Origin of the sequence: Gordonia westfalica (assembly GCF_900105725.1) — a bacterium.
In the GTDB taxonomy this organism is placed as follows: Bacteria; Actinomycetota; Actinomycetes; order Mycobacteriales; family Mycobacteriaceae; genus Gordonia; species Gordonia westfalica.
The window spans coordinates 1,589,177-1,606,876 of record NZ_FNLM01000034.1 but is presented as its reverse complement, the minus strand read 5'-3'; the positions used below and the strand labels follow the sequence as shown (position 1 = coordinate 1,606,876).

Below are 17,700 nucleotides of genomic sequence, written 5' to 3'. Positions count from 1 at the left end.
GACGGGTGATCGGGTGCGGTGGTCTGGTGTGGGTGAGTTGGAGTATTTGGGGCGTAGTGATTTTCAGGTGAAGTTGCGGGGGCAGCGGATCGAGTTGGGGGAGATCGAGTCGGTGTTGCACACCGCACCCGGCGTCGTCGCCGCGGCGGTGATGGTGCGCGACGACCGGCTCGTCGCCTACGTATCCGGCCTCGCGGACGCAGACGTGTCGCAGGTGCGCGAGTACGCCGGGCGCCGCCTCGCGCCGTACATGGTCCCGGACACCTTCGTCGTGCTCGACGACATGCCGCGCGGCACGTCCGGCAAGATCGACCGGAAAGCGCTGCCTGCGCCGGATCTCGGTACCCGTGAGGTCGTTGTGCCCGCGTCGGACACCGAACATCTGATCGTGGAGATCGTGGCCGACGTCCTCGACCAGCCCGCCGATCGGGTGTCGGTCACCGACAGCTTCTTCGAGATCGGTGGACACTCACTCTCGGCGACGCGGGTCGCCGCACGGATCTCGCATACGTTCTCGGTGTCGTTCACCGTTCGCGAGCTGTTCGATGCCCCGTCTGTACGTGCCATGGCCGGATGGGTCGGCGAGCGACTCGAAGGCCATCCGGTCGCCGTCCTTCCGGACCCGGGGTCGATCCCGCGTCCGTCGCGGCTGCCCCTGTCGGCGGCGCAACAGCGGATGTGGTTCATCAACCAGTTCGATCCGTCCTCGCCCGCCTACAACAACCCGTTCGCGATGCGGCTGCACGGCCGGCTCGACACCGTCGCCCTGCGCGCCGCCCTCGCCGACGTCATCACCCGTCACGAGGTGCTGCGCACCCGCTACCCGCAGGATCTCGACGGCCGTCCCTGGCAGGACATCGTGCCCGCGGACGAGGTGACCGTCGACCAGTGGTGGCGCGCCGACGACGTCGAAACCCTCACCGCCACCGGCTTCGATGTGACGCGCGATCTGCCCATCCGTGCCGCGATCGGCACCGAGTCCGACGATCACGTGCTGGTGGTCGTCCTCCACCACATCGCGGCGGACGGCGAATCACTCCGGCCACTCGTCGACGACCTGCTCCATGCGTATGCCGCGCGCTCCGCGGGATGTGCACCGGAACGGCCACCCCTCGGCGTGCAGTACGCCGACATCGCCCTGTGGCAGGAGCGCGTCCTCGGGTCCGTGGAGGATCCGGATTCCGAACTCGGCCGGCGGGCCCGGTGGTGGCGGGAGCAGCTCGCCGACCTGCCCGACGTGCTCGAACTGCCGACCGATCGGCCCCGCCCGCCCGTGGCGTCCCATCGAGGTGCCGTTGCGGAGTTCGACGTGCCGGAGGAGTTGGCATCGGCGATCGACGGATTCGCCCGCCGGCACGGGGTGACCGTCTTCATGGTGCTGCACGCCGCGGTGGCCGTCGTGCTGTCCCGACTGGCCGGCTCCACCGACATCGCGTTGGCCACCCCGGTCGCCGGTCGAGGCCGCGCCGAACTCGACGCCCTGGTCGGGATGTTCGTCAACACCGTCGTCCTGCGCACACAGGTCGATCCGGGCGCCGCGTTCGCCGACGTGATCGGACAGGTCCGGGACACCGACCTCGATGCGTTCGCGGCGGCCGACGTGCCCTTCGAGCATCTCGTCGACGTACTCGCCCCGACGCGTAGCGAAGCGTTCGCGCCCCTGGCCCAGGTGATGCTGACTCTGGAACAGTCTGCGGTCGGAGCGATCTCGGTGCCCGGACTGACGGTCACACCCGTCGACGCCGGTGTTCCGGCGGCACGTTTCGACCTCATGATCGGGATGACCGCCATGCGGGACACGGCCGGCGACCTGTCGGGGCTGTCCGGGCGGATCGTCTACGCCACCGATCTCTTCGAGGATCGCACCGTGCGCCGCCTCGGCGCGCGGATCGTCGACGTCCTGACCACCGGTCTCGCCGACGACACCGTGGTGGTCGGCGACATCGACCTCACCGACGCGACCGAGCGCGCCGCCATCGCGGACTGGTCGCGTGGTGCGGTGGTGGGGTTGGGGTGGGGTGGTCGTTCGGTGGGTTCGGTGGTGGCTGAGCGGGTGGGGTTGTCGGGGTCGCAGGTGGCGGTGTGGTGTGGGGATCGGGTGGTGTCGTATGGGGAGTTCGGTGGGTTGGTGGCGGGGGTTGCGCGGGGGTTGTTGGGTTTGGGGGTGGGGGTGGATTCGGCTGTGGGTGTGGTGATGTCGCGGTCGTTGGAGTTGTTGGTGGCGGTGCATGCGGTGGTGGTTGTGGGTGGTCGTTATGTGCCGGTGGAGGTGGATGCGCCGGTTGAGCGGGTGGGGTACATGTTGTCGACGGCGGGTGTGGGTGTGGTGTTGACGCGTGTGGGGGAGGGGGTGGTGGTTCCTGCTGGGGTGGAGCGGGTGGTGGTGGATTGTGGTGTGGGGTCTGGTGTTTCGGCTGATGTGGGTGCTGTGGAGTTGGGTGGGGTGGTGGATGAGGTGGGGGTGTTGTCGCCGTTGGTGGGTGTGTACACGTTGTTCACGTCGGGGTCGACGGGTCGGCCGAAGGGTGTGACGGTGTCGCAGGGGGCGGTGGTGAATCGGTTGGGGTGGATGCAGTCGTTGTTCCCGATTGCTGGTGATGATGTGGTGTTGTGGAAGACGCCGGTGTCGTTTGATGTTTCGGTGTGGGAGTTGTTCTGGCCGTTGATGGTTGGTGCTTCTGTGGTGGTGGCGGAGCCGGGTGGTCATCGGGATCCGTGGTATGTGGCGTCGGTGGTGGAGCGGTTCGGGGTGTCGGTGTGTCATTTTGTGCCGTCGATGTTGTCGGTGTTTGTGGATGCGCTGGGTGGTTCGGGTGGGGGTGGTTCTGTTGGTGGTGGGTTGGGGTCGTTGCGGCAGGTGTTTTGTTCGGGTGAGGCGTTGGGTGTGGCGGGTGTGGAGGGGTTGCGGGGGTTGGTGCCGGGTGTGCGGGTGGTGAATTTGTATGGGCCGACTGAGGCGGCGGTGGATGTGACGTGGTATGTGGTCTCGGGTGGTGAGGTGGTGGTGCCGATTGGTCGTGCGGTGCCGAATGTGTCGGTGTGGGTGTTGGATTCGCGGTTGCGGCCGGTGCCGGTGGGTGTGGTGGGTGAGTTGTATCTGGGTGGGGTGCAGGTGGCTCGGGGGTATGTGAATCACCCTAGGTTTTGTGCCGCCTCCAATGTGGGCTGGTCCTCGGGGCCGAGGCCAGCGTAGTGGAGCGTTTCGAACTCGGTCGGGGGAATCTGGCCAATACTCGAGTGCAACCTGCTGTTGTTGTACCAGTCGACCCAACCAGCGGTCGCGAACTCGACGTCGGAGATCGTCCGGTACGGGCCGGAGTGGAAGATCGTGGTCCGGATGCACTCGGTCTTGTACAAGCCGTTCACCGACTCGGCCAGCGCGTTGTCGTAGGCGTCCCCGACCGATCCGATCGACGCTGCGATGTCTTCGAGTCGCAGACGCTCAGTCAGTGTAACCGATGTGTACTGACTTCCGGCATCCGAATGATGAATAAGCTCAGCAGCTTTCACCGGATGCCCTTCCCGATTGCGCTGCCACAGTGCCATCCGAAGCGGGACTGTCACCAACTCCACCGACTTCGATGTCGAGGCATGCCATGCCACGATTCGACGGGAGAACACGTCGATGATGAACACCACATACACCCACCCAGCCCAGGTCCGGCAGTAGGTGAAATCGGTCACCCAAACCCGGTTCGGTTCGGCAGCACTGAACTGTCGGTTCAACAGATCCTCCGCGCGGACACCATCAGCGGATCTGACGGTCGTTCGGACTCCCTTCGACCGTCGAATTCCTTGGTGGCCTAACACTTTCATCGCTCGATCAACGGCGCCATAGGACACCCCAGGCAGAGTTGTGCGATGCAGATGGGCGCGCATCTTCACCCGCCCGTAGAGGCCCTCGGGAGTCATCTTCCGCCGGCCGTCGTCACCGGTGCGCCAGACGACAGTGCGCACCGCATCGACGACGTGGGCATCAGAGACCGTCCGTGCGGCAGGCGTGCGTGATCGCCATGCCCGGTAGGTTCGTGCGGCAATCTGGCAGCCCTGCCCACGCAGGACCCGGCAGATCGACTCGACCGCAAACCCGTTGGCGCGCATTTGATCTATGAACGCCACGATCATCGGTTGCGGGGGTCGAGTTCCCCCGCGAAGAAAGTTGTCGCTGCTTTCAGAATGGCAACGTCTTCTCGTAACTGCTTGTTCTCGGCCTTGAGGCGCTTGATCTCGGCGGACTCCTTCGTAGTGGTCCCGGAGCGGGCGCCGGCATCGATCTGGGCTTGTACGGCCCATCGACGTACCGTCTCCCCGCCGACACCGACCTGCTTGGCGATCGCTTCGGCCGCGGCAGTCAACGACGTGTACTCGCCGCCGTGGGTCTCCAGCAACCGCAAGGCCCTCGAACGGACCTCCGGGTCGATTTTCTTAGGCATGTGCTCATCCTTCCTGACTCAGAAGGAAGCGGTATCAAACCTGGGGTGATTCAATGCGTCGCGGGTGGGGTTGACCGCGGAGCGGTTTGTGGCGGATCCGTTTGGTGGGCCGGGGTCGCGGTTGTATCGGACGGGTGATCGGGTGCGGTGGTCTGGTGTGGGTGAGTTGGAGTATTTGGGGCGTAGTGATTTTCAGGTGAAGTTGCGGGGGCAGCGGATCGAGTTGGGGGAGATCGAGTCGGTGTTGCACACCGCACCCGGGGTGGCCCAGGTCGTGGTATCCGTGATGGACCTGCCCGCGGGTCAGCAACTCGTCGCACATCTCACCGGATCAGATGTCGACCTCGACGCGGTCCGGACCGTCGCCGAGAAGCTGCCCGGTTACATGCGTCCGACGTCGTGGGTGATCCTCGACGAGATGCCGTCGAACACCGCGGGCAAGATCGACCGCAGGGCACTCCCGCTTCCCGACTACGCGGCCGAGACGTACGTCGCCCCGGCGACGCCCGTCGAGATCGCCGTCGCCGAGATCTTCGCCGAGGTTCTCGGCGCGGGGGAGATCTCGGCCGGCACGAGTTTCTTCGACGCCGGAGGGAACTCGCTCGCCGCAACCCGTCTCGCGTCGCGACTGGGACGAAGCCTCGGTGTCGCGGTGACCGTTCGCGACGTCTTCGACGACCCGACGGTCCGCGGCCTAGCCGATCGCATCGAGAAATCCGGCGATGTCGACGCTGCGTCGGCCGGTTCCATGGTGGGCAGCCCGTCATCCGGCCCGTCGTCCCGGCCAGATGTTCTGCCGCTCTCCAGTGCGCAGCGACGCATGTGGTTCCTCAACCAGTACGAGCCCGAGGTGGCGTCGTACGTCATCCCGTTCGGGTTCCGGATTCGTGGAGACGTCCGCGCCGAGGACGTGCGGTCGGCGATCGAAGACGTGGTCGCGAGGCACGAGATCCTCCGGACCACTTACCCGATCGGACCGGATGGCAGGCCGCATCAACTCATCGCCGAGGACGCCGGATTCGACTGGCGGGTCGTCGATTCAGATGCCGAGGCGTTGGCCGTCACCGCGGTGCCGTACGACCTCACCCGTGACCGGCCGCTGCGGGCACGACTCCACGCCGACGAGGCCGACGGTGCGCTGCTCGCCATCGCGGTCCACCACATCGCCGCGGACGGCGCGTCGGGTCCGGTCCTCGCTCGAGACCTACTCACCGCGTACGTCGCCCGGCGAGATGGCCGCACGCCGGACTGGTCGCCGTTGCGTCGGCAGTACGCCGACCACGTGCTGGAACTCCGTGAGGGCGACGCCACCGCGGCCTCGCGACGACAGTGGTGGGCCGACCGTCTCGCGGGCGCGCCGACGCTCCTCGACCTCCCGACGACGTATCCCCGCCCGGCGGCCCGGGAGACACGTGGTGCCACTGTCGACTTCACGATCCCCGGCCGGACCGCCCTGGCCGCCGCAGACCTCGCTCGTGCCACCGGCACCAGTGCGTTCATGGTGCTCCATGCCGCCCTCGCGGCACTGCTGGGCCGTCTCTCCGGTGGTGGCGACGTCGTCATCGGCACCGCCACGGCGGGACGTGACGGTGAGACCGATGACCTGATCGGCATGTTCGTCAACACCGTCGCCCTGCGTAGTCGGGTCGCGGCGGAAGACGGATTCGCCGACCTGCTCGGCGAGGTCCGCGACGGGGACCTCGATGCCCTTGCCCACGCCGACGTTCCCTTCGACGAGGTGATCGACGCGCTGGGCGTCACCCGCGCCGCATCGTACGCACCGCTCGTCCAGGTCCTCCTCACGACCTCCGACGCCACCGACACCGCGACCCTGCCCGAGAACCTCACGGGGCACGCCCGCATCGGCGAACTCACCGGCCTGGACATCACGCCGGTGTCCGTCACCGACGACTCCGCCAAGTTCGACCTCACCGTCGCGGTCCGGACCGATGGGGTGGCGGGCGCACCGTGGCGGGGCGTCCTCACCTACGCCACCGACCTGTACGACGAGTTCGACGCCCGGCGTCTGGCCGACCGGTTCGTCGGGCTCCTGACCGAGGCGGTCGCCGACACGACGACGCCCATCGGTGACCTGGACCTGCTCGCCGATGACGAGAAGACGGGCCCGCTGGTCTCCGGCGACCCGGACCCGGCGGTCGTGGTGCTTCCCGATCTGTTCGCTGCCGCCGTCCGGGCGCGGGGTGCCCACCCGGCGGTCATCGATGATCTCGGCACCTGGACGTATGACGAGTTAGACAATGCCAGTTCGCATCTCGCCGCCGAACTGATCGACCAGGGCGTCGGACCGGACGACGTGGTGGTGTGTGCGTTCGGACGGTCGGCTCGGGCACAGCTCGCACTGTGGGCGGTCGCGAAGACCGGGGCGGTGTACTGCCCGGTCGATCCCCGGTATCCGGCTGATCGCATCACCCGCGTGGTGACCGCTGCACGCGCGAGGGTGGGGCTCACCGACGGTTCGGTCCGGACTCCCGTCGAGGACCTGCGCTGGTTGCGTCTCGACGCCGGCCGCGCCGCCGAACTGCGGTCCCGCGAACACCGACGGCGGCCCGAGATCCGGCGCCCGGTGCACCCGGACAACGGCGCGTACATGATCTTCACGTCGGGCTCGACCGGTGTGCCCAAGGGCGTACTGGTCACCCATCGGGGCCTCGCGGGAGTGGCGGCGGTGCTCCGCGACCGTCACGGCTCGGGACCGGCATCCCGGTGGCTGGGCATCAGTTCGCCGGCGTTCGACGCGGCGATCCTCGAGGTCCTCGGCGCCTATGGCAGCGCCGCCACCCTCGTCGTCGTACCCCCGGATGTGTACGGCGGGCGTGAACTCGCCGACGTCATCGCGAAGCACGGCGCCACGCACGCCTTCCTGGTGACCTCGGTGGCCGCCTCACTGCCCGATCCGGCGTCGCTCCCGTTCACGAACGTGCTGGTCGGCGGCGAAGCCGTCCCGGACTCCGAAAAAGACCGATGGGCGGGGCACACCGCCTTCCACAACGGATACGGACCCACCGAGACCACCATCATCAGCGTCACGTCGCCCGCCATCGGCGTCGACGAACCGGTCCGACTGGGTCGTCCCGTGCCCGGAGCCGCCGCACACGTCCTCGACACTCGACTCCATCCGGTGCCACCGGGCGTCGTCGGCGAGCTGTATCTCGCCGGCGGTGAACTCGCCCGCGGTTACCACGATCGGCCGGCGCTCACGGCCGAGCGTTTCGTCCCGGCACCGTTCGGACCTGCCGGTACCCGCATGTATCGCACCGGCGATCTCGTCCGCCGTTCGCCCACCGGCGAACTGACCTACGTCGGACGCAGCGACTTCCAGGTGAAGCTGCGCGGTCAGCGTCTGGAACTCGGCGAGGTCGAGGCGACCCTGACGGCTCACCCGGCCGTCCGCAACGCGGTCGTCATCGGCGTGGGTGACCCGGTGACCGAACTGGCGGGTTATGTCGAACCCCTCGATCCGGGCGCCGGCCTCGAGATCGGGGATCTCCGTGAGCATCTCGCCGCTCAACTGCCTCCGTACATGGTGCCGGCGGCCCTCTGCGTCCTCGACGACCTCCCGCGCAATCCCGTCGGGAAGATCGACCGGGGGCGGCTGCCGGAGATCGACACCGATGACGCGGCCGGCGCGTACACGCCGCCGTCAGGTCACACCGAACGGATCCTGGCGGCGATCATCGCCGACCTCCTCGACGTCGAGAAGGTCTCGGCCACTGCGGATTTCTTCGCCATCGGCGGGAACTCCCTGTCGGCGACACGGCTCAGTGCACGTGCCGGCGACCGATTCGGTGTCCGGTTGGGTGTCCGTGACATCTTCGAGTCGACGACGCTGCGCCGGCTCGCCCGCCGCATCGAGACCGCGTACGACTCCGAACCTCCACACGCGCCGCTGGTCCGCGTGGTCGATCGCCCGGATCACATCCCGTTGTCGTTTGCGCAGCAACGCATCTGGTTCCTCAATCGTTTCGAACCGGATTCGGCCGCCTACACGATCCCGCTGGCCGTGCGGCTGCGCGGAGTGCTCGATCAAACGGCGCTGCTCGATGCGGTCGGCGATGTGCTCGCGCGGCACGAGATCCTGCGGACAGTGTTCCCCGCCGACGCCGGCGAACCCTACCAACGCGTCCTGAGCATCGACGAGGCCCGAGCGGCACTGCGGTGGGACACCGACACCCTGACCCCCGACACCCTCACCGGCGAATCGATCTCCGTCGACGACGTGTCCGCGATCCTCGGGCCGACCGGATTCGACATCACCACCGAGATCCCGCTCCGGGTGCGGCTTCTGGACGTGGCGGGACGCGGTGTGACGGACAGCGCCGAACACATCGCGGTGATCCTGGTCCACCACATCGCGGCAGACGGCGAGTCGATGCGGCCGCTGCTCTCCGACCTGTGGTCCGCCTACCTGGCTCGTGCCGAGGGACGTCCGCCGGAGTTCGCGGAACTCCCGATCCAGTTCGCCGATCATGCACTGTGGCAACGTCAGACGTTGGGCGACATCGATGCACCGGACTCGGTTCTCGGGAGACAGGTCGGGTACTGGGTGAACCGGTTGTCGGGCCTGCCAGATCTTCTCCCGCTGCCGACGGATCGTCCGCGGCCACCGGTGGCCTCGCAGCGCGGGGGCCGCGTCACCGCGGAGATCCCGGCCGACCTCGCTGCTCGCGTCGCGGCGTCGTCCCGGGATCGCGGGATCACGGACTTCATGACGATCCATGCGGCGCTGGCGATCCTGCTCGCCCGGCTGTCGGCGAGCCGCGACATCGCGATCAGCACGCCGGTGGCGGGTCGTGGCCATGCGCACCTCGACGACCTGGTCGGCATGTTCGTCAACACACTGGTCCTGCGCAGTGAGGTCGACCCGGCTCTCGACGTGCGGGACTTCCTGGACCGCGTCCGCGTCGACGACGTCAACGCGCTCGCCCGCGCGGACGTCCCGTTCGACTACCTCGTGGACCGGCTGTCTCCGGCGCGATCGGAGGCGTTCGCCCCGCTGAGCCAGGTGATGTTGTCGGTGCTGCAAACGTCTTCGGGGTTACAAACGACTTCGGGGCTGCACGCGACTTCGGGCACCCCGGCGGCCGGCGGCGGCAACGGACTGCGTCCGGAGCCGATCGCGGTGTCCACCGGGACCACGCAGCTCGACATGACGGTCGCGGTCACCGTCGACGCGGGACGGGCGTGGCCGATCGAGATCGTCTATGCGACCGACCTGTTCGACGCGGCGACCATCGAGGCGATGATCACGCGGCTGCTCCGGGTGCTCGACGCCGTCACCGCATCCGACGACGGCCGGCCGGTCGGCGCGATCGAGATCGCCGACGACGCCGAACGCACGCGGATCGCCGAGTTGGTCTCCGGTCCGGATCTGTCCGTGCCCTGGTCGACCGTCTCCGACGCCGTCGACGCCGCGGCCCGGCGCGCACCCGATGCGGTCGCACTGGTGGCAGGCGAGCGGACCCTCACCTACGCGGAGTTCACCGCCCGGGTGTCCGACCTGGCCCAGAGGCTCGCCGACCACGGCGCGGGACCGGATGTCGCGGTGGGCGTGTGTATCCCGCGGTCCGTGGAGCTGGTCCTCGCGATCCACGCCGTGGTGGCCGCCGGCGGCGGTTACGTGGCCATCGACCCGGCAACGCCACCGGAACGCCTCGGGGCGATGATCGACGCGGCGTCGATCTCGGTGATCCTCGCCGCCGATCCGCGGCCCGAGGTGCTCGACGACGTCGAGCCGCCGGTGCTGATCGTCGACTCGGCCACCCGGCTCGCCGAGGACCGGGTCGCCGCGGTGGCCCACAACGCATTCCGTCGGGCGGTCAATCCGGACAACGCTCTCTACACGCTGTTCACCTCGGGATCGACGGGAACGCCGAAGGGCGTCACGGTGAGCCACCGCTCGGTGCTGAACAGGCTCGCCTGGATGTACATCCGGGAACCGCTGGGGGCCGACGACGTGGTGATGCTGAAGACCCCGGTCACCTTCGACGTCTCGGTGCCGGAGTTGTTCGCGCCCCTCATGGCCGGTGCCCGGCTCGTCATCGCCGACGACGGCCGGCACATCGACCCCGCCTACGTCCTGGACGAGGTTCGGCGCCGGCGGGTCACGTCGATCCACTTCGTACCGTCGATGATGGCGGCTTTCGTCGAGTACGTCGGCGACGACCCGCAGCGGCGCGAGGCGCTGACCTCGTTGCGGCGCATCCATGCCTCGGGAGAAGCCCTGTCCGCGGCCACCGCGCACGCGATGGGAGCCCTCGCCCCCGGCGCGGACATGGACAACCTGTACGGGCCGACCGAGGCCGCGGTCGAGGTCACCGTGCACCGCCTCCGGCCCGATGACGCGACCGTGCCGATCGGCCGGCCGATCGCGAACACCACGACCTGGGTTCTCGACGACCGGTTGCAGCCCGCCCCGGTCGGCGTCGTCGGCGAACTCTACGTCGGCGGTGGACAACTCGCTCGCGGGTACGCCTCCCGGCCGGACCTGACCGCGGAACGCTTCGTCGCCGATCCCACCGGCGGGCACGGTGCGCGCCTGTACCGAACCGGTGACCTGGTCCGGTGGAACGCCGACGGAGAGCTCGAGTACCTCGGGCGCGCCGACTTCCAGGTGAAGCTCCGCGGGCAACGCATCGAGCTGGGGGAGATCGAGTCGATCCTCGCCCGTGTCGACGGCATCACCCACGCCGCGGCGGCCGTGCACCACGGGGCGTCGGGTGAGGTCCTCGTCGGATACCTCGCCGGCGACGTCGACCTCGACGCCGTGCGTGCCCGCGTGGCGCAGACACTGCCGCAGTACATGCGGCCCACGCAGTGGGTGGTGCTGGACGAGGTGCCGCTCACCTCCACCGGCAAGCTCGATCGTCGTGCCCTGCCTGCGCCGACCGCGGTCTCGACCGAGTTCGCCCCGCCCGCAGACGGGATCGAACGCGCCCTCGCGGCAGTCTTCGCCGACGTCCTGGCGCTCGACGAGGTCTCGGTGACGGTGCCGTTCTTCGACCTCGGTGGGCACTCGCTGGCCGCGATGCGCGTCGTGGCAGGCGTCGCCGAACGTCTCGGCATCGACATCGACATCCGCGACATCTTCCGTGCACCGACCGTGCGAGAGCTCGCCGGGACGTTGACCCGGCGACGACTCTCGGCTCAACCGCTGGGCAGCCGGCAACGTCCGCAGCGGATTCCGCTCTCGTACGCGCAGCAGCGGATCTGGTTCATCAACCAGTTCGACGTGTCGTCGCCGGTGTACAACATGCCCGTCGCCTTCGATGTGCTCGGCGAACCGGACCTCGCGGCCCTGCACCAGGCCTTGCTCGACGTCGTGGGCCGACACGAGCCGCTGCGAACCGTCCACCCGCTGGCGGCGGACGGGGCGCCGGAGCAACTCGTACTCGACGCGGCGGATGCCGCGGCCCGACTGCGCTGGGACGAGGCGACCGACGTCGACGCCGTGATGGCCCTCTGTGCAGAGGGATTCGACGTCACCACCGATCTGCCGATCCGGGTCGCGATCGCCCCCATCGAGGGCGGATGCCGCGTCGTCGTGGTCGTCCACCACATCGCCGGGGACGCCGCGTCCCTGCAGATCCTGACCGAGGAACTGCTCACGGCGTACCAGTTGCGAACCGCAGGAGCGGATCTCCCGACGCCGGAACCGTCACCGGTCGGTTACGCCGACCACACCCTGTGGCAGCGTGAGACACTCGGCGACCTCGACGACCCGACCTCGCTGATGGCAGCCCAGTACGAGTTCTGGTCCACGGTTCTCGACGGCATCCCCGCGGCCATCGACCTGCCCGGCGACCGTCCGCGGCCACCGGTCGTCGACCATCGGGGTGGCCGCCTGCCCGTCGAACTCGGTCCGGAACGCAGCGCCGCGGTCACGAACACGGCCCGAGCGACCGGCGTCACTCCGTTCATGGTGTGCCATGCCGCATTTGCCGCGACTCTCGCCCGGATCGCCGACGTCGACGACGTCAGTATCGGTGCCGCGGTGTCGGGCCGTGGGCAGGCCGCGACCGCGCGCATGATCGGCATGTTCATCAACACCGTCGTCCTGCGCACGAAGGTCCGTGCCGACGACACCGTCGCCGATCTGCTCGCGCAGGTGCGTGAGACAAATACGGCAGCCTTCGCCCACGCGGACATCCCCTTCGAGACCCTGGTCGAGCGACTCGCACCGGTACGGTCCACCGCCCATGCGCCCCTGGTCCAGGTGATGATCAACTACCTGTCCGACGCCTCCGACGGGCACGCCGACCTTCCGTCCGCGCCGGCCGATGGCGCTGGTGGGCTTCGCGTGCAACCGGTCGACCCCGGACCGCCGCCGGCGAAAGTCGACCTGACACTCGGACTCGCCGAGACGAACACGGCCGCCGGGTTCACCATCACCGGTGAGATCGACTACGCGGCAGCGCTCTTCGATCCGGAGACGATCGCCGTGTTCCGCGATGTCTTCCTACGGATGATCGACGCGATCACCGCGGGTGCCCAGACCGCCACCGCCACGGTTCTGGGTGACATCGATCTGGTGTCCGCGGAAGACCGTCGTCGGCTCCGCGCCGCCGACTCCCCGGATTCGGTCGTCGTCGATTCGGCCGGGCGAGTTCTCCCGCCGCGGATCCCCGGTGAACTGCGCACGACCGCCGAGTCATCCGACGACTCCGCGACCGGAATGCTGGCGCGCTGGTTGGATGACGATGAGGTGCCGCGGCTCGAGATCATCGGTCGCCTCGACCGTCAGGTCCGGATCGGGGGGCTGCGTGTGGATCTCGACGAGGTCGAGGAGGTGCTCGCCGGGCTCGACGGTGTGCGGTCGAGCGGCGTCGTCGCGACACCGACCGCGGACGGTGTCGAGATCCACGGATGGGTCAGTGTCGAGGCCGACGATGTCAGCGTCGACGATCTCCGCCGGACTGCCGTCGAAAGGATTGCTCCGCACTGTGTTCCGGCGACACTGACCGTCGTCGACGCGGTGCCGGTGGGGGAGGGGGGAGGTCCCGATCATGCGCGGCTGTCGGCGATGATCGGTGGTGCCTCACACGACGCACATGTCCCGGAGCAGCCCGTGGCGCCGGCCGGAGAGTGGGAGGTGCTCGTCGCCGAGTGCATGTCCGAGGTCACCGGCGTCCCGGTCACGAGCGCGGTCCAGGGATTCTTCGACGTCGGCGGCACGTCGCTGTCCGCGGTCCGGCTCGTCGCCGAACTCCGCCGCCGCACGGGCATCCCGGTCGAGGTCGCGTGGGTTTTCGCCGGGCCCACGGCCCGTGACCTCGGTGCGCGCCTCGCCGCACACCTGGAACCGCGAGCCTCTGATGCAGGAAACGGCGACGTCGTCGTCCCGCTGCGCCGGGAGGGGTCGCGGAACCCGGTGTTCTGTGTCCATCCCGCGGACGGCCTGGCGTGGTTGTTCGGTGGCCTCGCGCCGTACCTCGACGACCGGCCGGTGTACGGACTCCAAGATCCGTACGTGGTGGCCGGCGACCTCCCCGACGCCACGGTGCACGACCTCGCCGTGCGCTACGTCGACGAGATCCGGCGTATCGCACCCGACGGCCCGTACCACCTGTTGGGCTGGTCGATCGGCGGCCTCATCGCACAGGAGATGGCCGTCGAACTGCGTGTGCGCGGCGAGGAAGTCGGTTTCCTCGGACTGCTCGACAGCTTCCCGGCCGACGATGTCGAGCCGGCGTCGACCTGGACCGACGACGGAGATATGTCGGTGGACATCGACGCCCGTGCACTGGCAGCCGAGCTGCTGGGCGGCTGGCGGGAGGTCATCGATCCGGACGAGCTCGCCGACCCCGACGATCCGGCATCCGTTGCGCCCGAAGCCATCGCCGCCGCGATCCGGGACAAGGTCACCGGGCTCGGGTTGCTGGATGCGGAGTCCTTCGATCGGATGCTGCAGCGGATGACCAGTTCCGGGGAACGGACCGTCGCACACCGGCCTCGACGGTACGACGGCGACACCATGCTCATCGTCGCCGCCGACAGCGAGGCCGACGGCCCGGTCGACGTCGCCCCGGATCGTTGGGCGCCCTACCTGGGCGGCGACATCACTCGCATCGACGTCGACACCGACCACCTGGGGATCGTCGGCAGCGAGGCGCTGTCGGAGTTCGGTCCGCGGATCGACGCGGCGCTCAGCGACGCGGAGTCGCGGCGTCGGTGACCGCGGGCATGTCCGCGAGCATCTCGGGTAGTGCCTCGTCGTGCACGACGACGAGCCGCTGGGTGGCGCGGGTCAATGCGACGTACAGATCGCTGAGACCTCGCGGTGACTGCGCGACGATCGCGGCCGGTTCGACGACGACCGTGGTGTCGAACTCGAGACCCTTGCACGTCCGGACCGTGTAGACCTTCGGGGTCTCGACGTCTTTCGCGTCGAATGCGTCCGGGTCCAGAGCGGCGTTCACCGCGTCGAGGAGGGTGTCGGGGACGATGACCGCCGTCAGTCCCTGCGGTTCGGCGAGGTCGACGGCGCGCATGACCGCGGCCGCGATGCTCTCGGCGTCACCGGCTCCCTCCACCGGGATCGCCACCGGCTCTATACCGTTGCTGCGCAACGATGTCGGCGCGGTCTCGCCGTTGCCGATCTCATCGAGGACCCGGGCGGCGTAGGTCATGATCTCGCTCGGCGTGCGGTAGTTCACCGACAGTTCCTTGAACTGCCAGCGTTTCGCGACGTACGGCTCGAGGACGGCACCCCACGAACGCGTGCCCGCCTCGTCCGAGGTCTGTGCGGTGTCGCCGATGATCGTCATCCATCGATTCGGGATGCGGCGCATCACCATTCGCCACGCCATCGGCGAGAGTTCCTGCGCCTCGTCGACGATCACGTGGCCGAAAGTCCAGGTGCGATCCCCGTAGGCTCGTTCGGCGGTGGTGGCGCGGCGGGTCTCGGTCTGGCGTGAGGCCAACTGCTCGGCGTCGATCAGGTCGTAGGCCATCAGGATCTCGGGGTCGAGCTCGTCCTCGAGATCCTGTGGGGCCGAACCGGTCAGGATGTCCAGTGCGTCCTGTGCCTCGGCGAGCTGACGACGCCAACGGGCACGCTCGGCTCGTTCGGCCTCGTCGGTGCCGTAGCCGATGAGTTCGGCCAGCTCGTCGAGCAGCGGCACGTCGGCGGGGGAGAAGTCTTCGCCGGTGTTCGAGTACGTGCGCGGCTCGCGCAGCAGGGCGGCCCGATCCGCGTCGGACCATCCGGGGGTCGCCTTGCGGATGGCGCGCTCGTCGGTGAACAGGTCGCGCAGCATGGCCTGGGGGGTGAGCGTGGGCCAGAACTTCAGCAGGGCCGCGCGGATGTCGGGGTCGTGGCTCATGTCGTCGCGGATGTCGGCGATGTCGGCTGGGCTCAGGAGCTGAGAACCGTCGAGCAGGCTGGAGCCGATGGTCGAGGCGTGGCGCCGCGCGAGCTCGGCGAGACCGGCCTTCAGGAAGGCGTTCTGGGACTGGTTGTGTGCGCGACGGGTCGAGCGTGCCCTGGCGCGCGCCGCTTTGATCAGCTCGGAGTCGATCTCGACCCGATAGCTGTCGAAGTCCACGGTCTCCGGGCGCGACGGCAACGACTGTTGTGCGCGCACAGCACGTTTGAGAACGTCGACCATCCGGAGGTCGCCCTTGACGCCGACGGTGACCCGCGGATCCTCGGCCCGTGCGCGCACCCCGGGGAACAGGTCGCCGATCGTCGAGAGCAGGACGCCGGACTCGCCGAGCGATGGCAGGACCTGTCCGATGTAGCTGAGGAAGTCGTCGTTCGGGCCGATGATGAGAATGCCGCTGCGCGAGAGGATCTCTCGGTGCGTGTAGAGCAGATAGGCGGCACGGTGCAGCGCGACGGCCGTCTTGCCCGTGCCCGGACCGCCCTGGATGACCGTCACACCGCGGTGCGTCGACCGGATGATGAGATCCTGCTCGCGCTGGATGGTCTCGACGATGTCGGTCATCTCGCCGGTACGGGCCGCGTTGAGCGCCGCGACGAGCGCGGACTCGTTGACGACGTCGCCGTGTCCGAAGTCGTCGAGCAGTGCGTCGCCGGTCAGTGATTCGTCACTGACCCCGCGGACCTTGCGACTGCGGGTCCGCACGTGACGGCGACGGGAGACCCCCTCGGGAGCGGCCGGCGTGGCAAGGTAGAAGGGCCGTGCGAGCGGTGCCCGCCAGTCCAGCAGGAGGGTGGCGTCGGTGGCCGTGTGGTCGAGCGAACCGTCGTCGACCAGACCGTCGTCGAGAACACCGATACGGCCGATCCGACGGATCTCGCCGTCGTCGAGGTCGAGGCGCCCGAAGTACAGATTGTGCTCGGCGGCATCGAATTTCGCGAGGTCCTCGTTGTACATGCGCTCGTAGGACTCGCGTTCCGACAGCGCCTGCGGCGTGCCGCCGCGTTCACTCAGCGTCGACGAGAGGCGGCGCTGAGTGGTCTGCCGCATCCGGTCGAGGCGACCGTACACCCGGTCGAGGTGTTCCTGCTCCTCGCTGATCCGCGGATCGGTGTCGGGGGACAGTGCGGTCACGCCACGCCTCCTCGCGCGCCGGCGGGCCAGGCCGACCGGGCCAGCCCGGTTGTCTTCATCAATCCTGTGATCCGTGAGGCGTGGTCCGCGGTCGCCAGTCGGGTGCAGACCTCCGACGCCGAGCCCCGGAGTGCGGCGTCCTGCAGGCGCTGCTCCAGCCAGGCGACGACGCGTGACTGGCTGCCGAACGGCAGCGGCGTACCGGTTGCGGGGTCGGCGAGGACTCCGTGACGCGACACGTAGATGTCGAACTCGTCCGGAGTGGCGGGACCGTCGTGGGGATGCATGGGGTCACCGAGAATCAGGGGATGGTCGTGCGTGTTCACTGTTCGTCGATCGTAGTTGGGTTCGGTGAGATCCAGCGCCTCGGTCTGGAGCGGTGAGAGCCAGGCGGCCACCGTCTCCAAGGTGTCGTGACCTGTGTGAACGGGTGCTGCGGGAACGTATCCGCGCACCGCGACGTGAGCGGAATGGCCGACTGTGATGTTCGCGACCCGCACTCGCCGGAGGTGGATGACGCCGGACGGTTCGAGGTGGCCGAGCTTGCGGCGGAGGACGTTCGGCGCCGCGTTCGAGCCGACCGCGACCACCAGACGAGTGCCCGGCGCGGGCGCGAGCAGCGGGTCTCGCCCGACCACAACGGACGCGGACACCCAGGGATAGTCCTCTGGAGGGTGTGCCGCGTCCGTGTGGTGATCGATGGTGGTCAGCGTCGTACTCGCATCCGGCTA

4 protein-coding genes, 1 pseudogene and 1 other annotated feature are annotated in these 17,700 nt (G+C 68.6%); of the genes and pseudogenes, 2 read left to right on the top strand and 3 right to left on the bottom strand.

Annotation, left to right across the window (positions count from 1 at the left end):
* Positions 1-67: 67 nt before the first annotated feature.
* A complete protein-coding gene (locus BLU62_RS12765; RefSeq protein WP_159441556.1) occupies positions 68-3,193 on the top strand; it encodes a condensation domain-containing protein in 3,126 nt (1,041 codons plus the stop codon).
* Here the strand turns inward: BLU62_RS12765 and BLU62_RS12760 are convergent.
* A protein-coding gene (locus tag BLU62_RS12760; RefSeq protein WP_099047828.1) for an IS3 family transposase occupies positions 3,133-4,433 on the bottom strand; the annotation gives its coding sequence in 2 pieces (ribosomal slippage) (positions 3,133-4,160 and positions 4,160-4,433; 1,302 coding nt in all). The two genes, BLU62_RS12765 and BLU62_RS12760, sit on opposite strands and share 61 nt — an antisense overlap.
* Positions 4,030-4,161 (bottom strand) — a sequence feature (AL1L pseudoknot). (Overlaps the previous gene by 132 nt.)
* 55 nt (positions 4,434-4,488) lie before the next feature.
* Here BLU62_RS12760 and BLU62_RS12750 point away from each other — a divergent pair.
* Positions 4,489-14,625 (top strand): annotated as a pseudogene (locus tag BLU62_RS12750) (amino acid adenylation domain-containing protein); the annotation flags it as partial.
* Here BLU62_RS12750 and BLU62_RS12745 read toward each other — a convergent pair.
* Together BLU62_RS12745 and BLU62_RS12740 are read right to left on the bottom strand one after the other, a co-directional pair.
* Positions 14,597-16,969 carry a HelD family protein gene (locus BLU62_RS12745; RefSeq protein WP_074849937.1) on the bottom strand — a complete coding sequence of 791 codons (2,373 nt, stop codon included), beginning with the start codon at positions 16,967-16,969 and terminating at the stop codon, positions 14,597-14,599. The pseudogene BLU62_RS12750 and the gene BLU62_RS12745 overlap by 29 nt on opposite strands.
* The gene (locus BLU62_RS12740; RefSeq protein ID WP_074849936.1) at positions 16,966-17,622 is read right to left on the bottom strand and encodes a hypothetical protein; all 657 of its coding nucleotides are present in this window, start codon (positions 17,620-17,622) and stop codon (positions 16,966-16,968) included. The genes BLU62_RS12745 and BLU62_RS12740 overlap by 4 nt, the downstream gene beginning before the upstream one ends.
* Positions 17,623-17,700 lie beyond the last annotated feature (78 nt).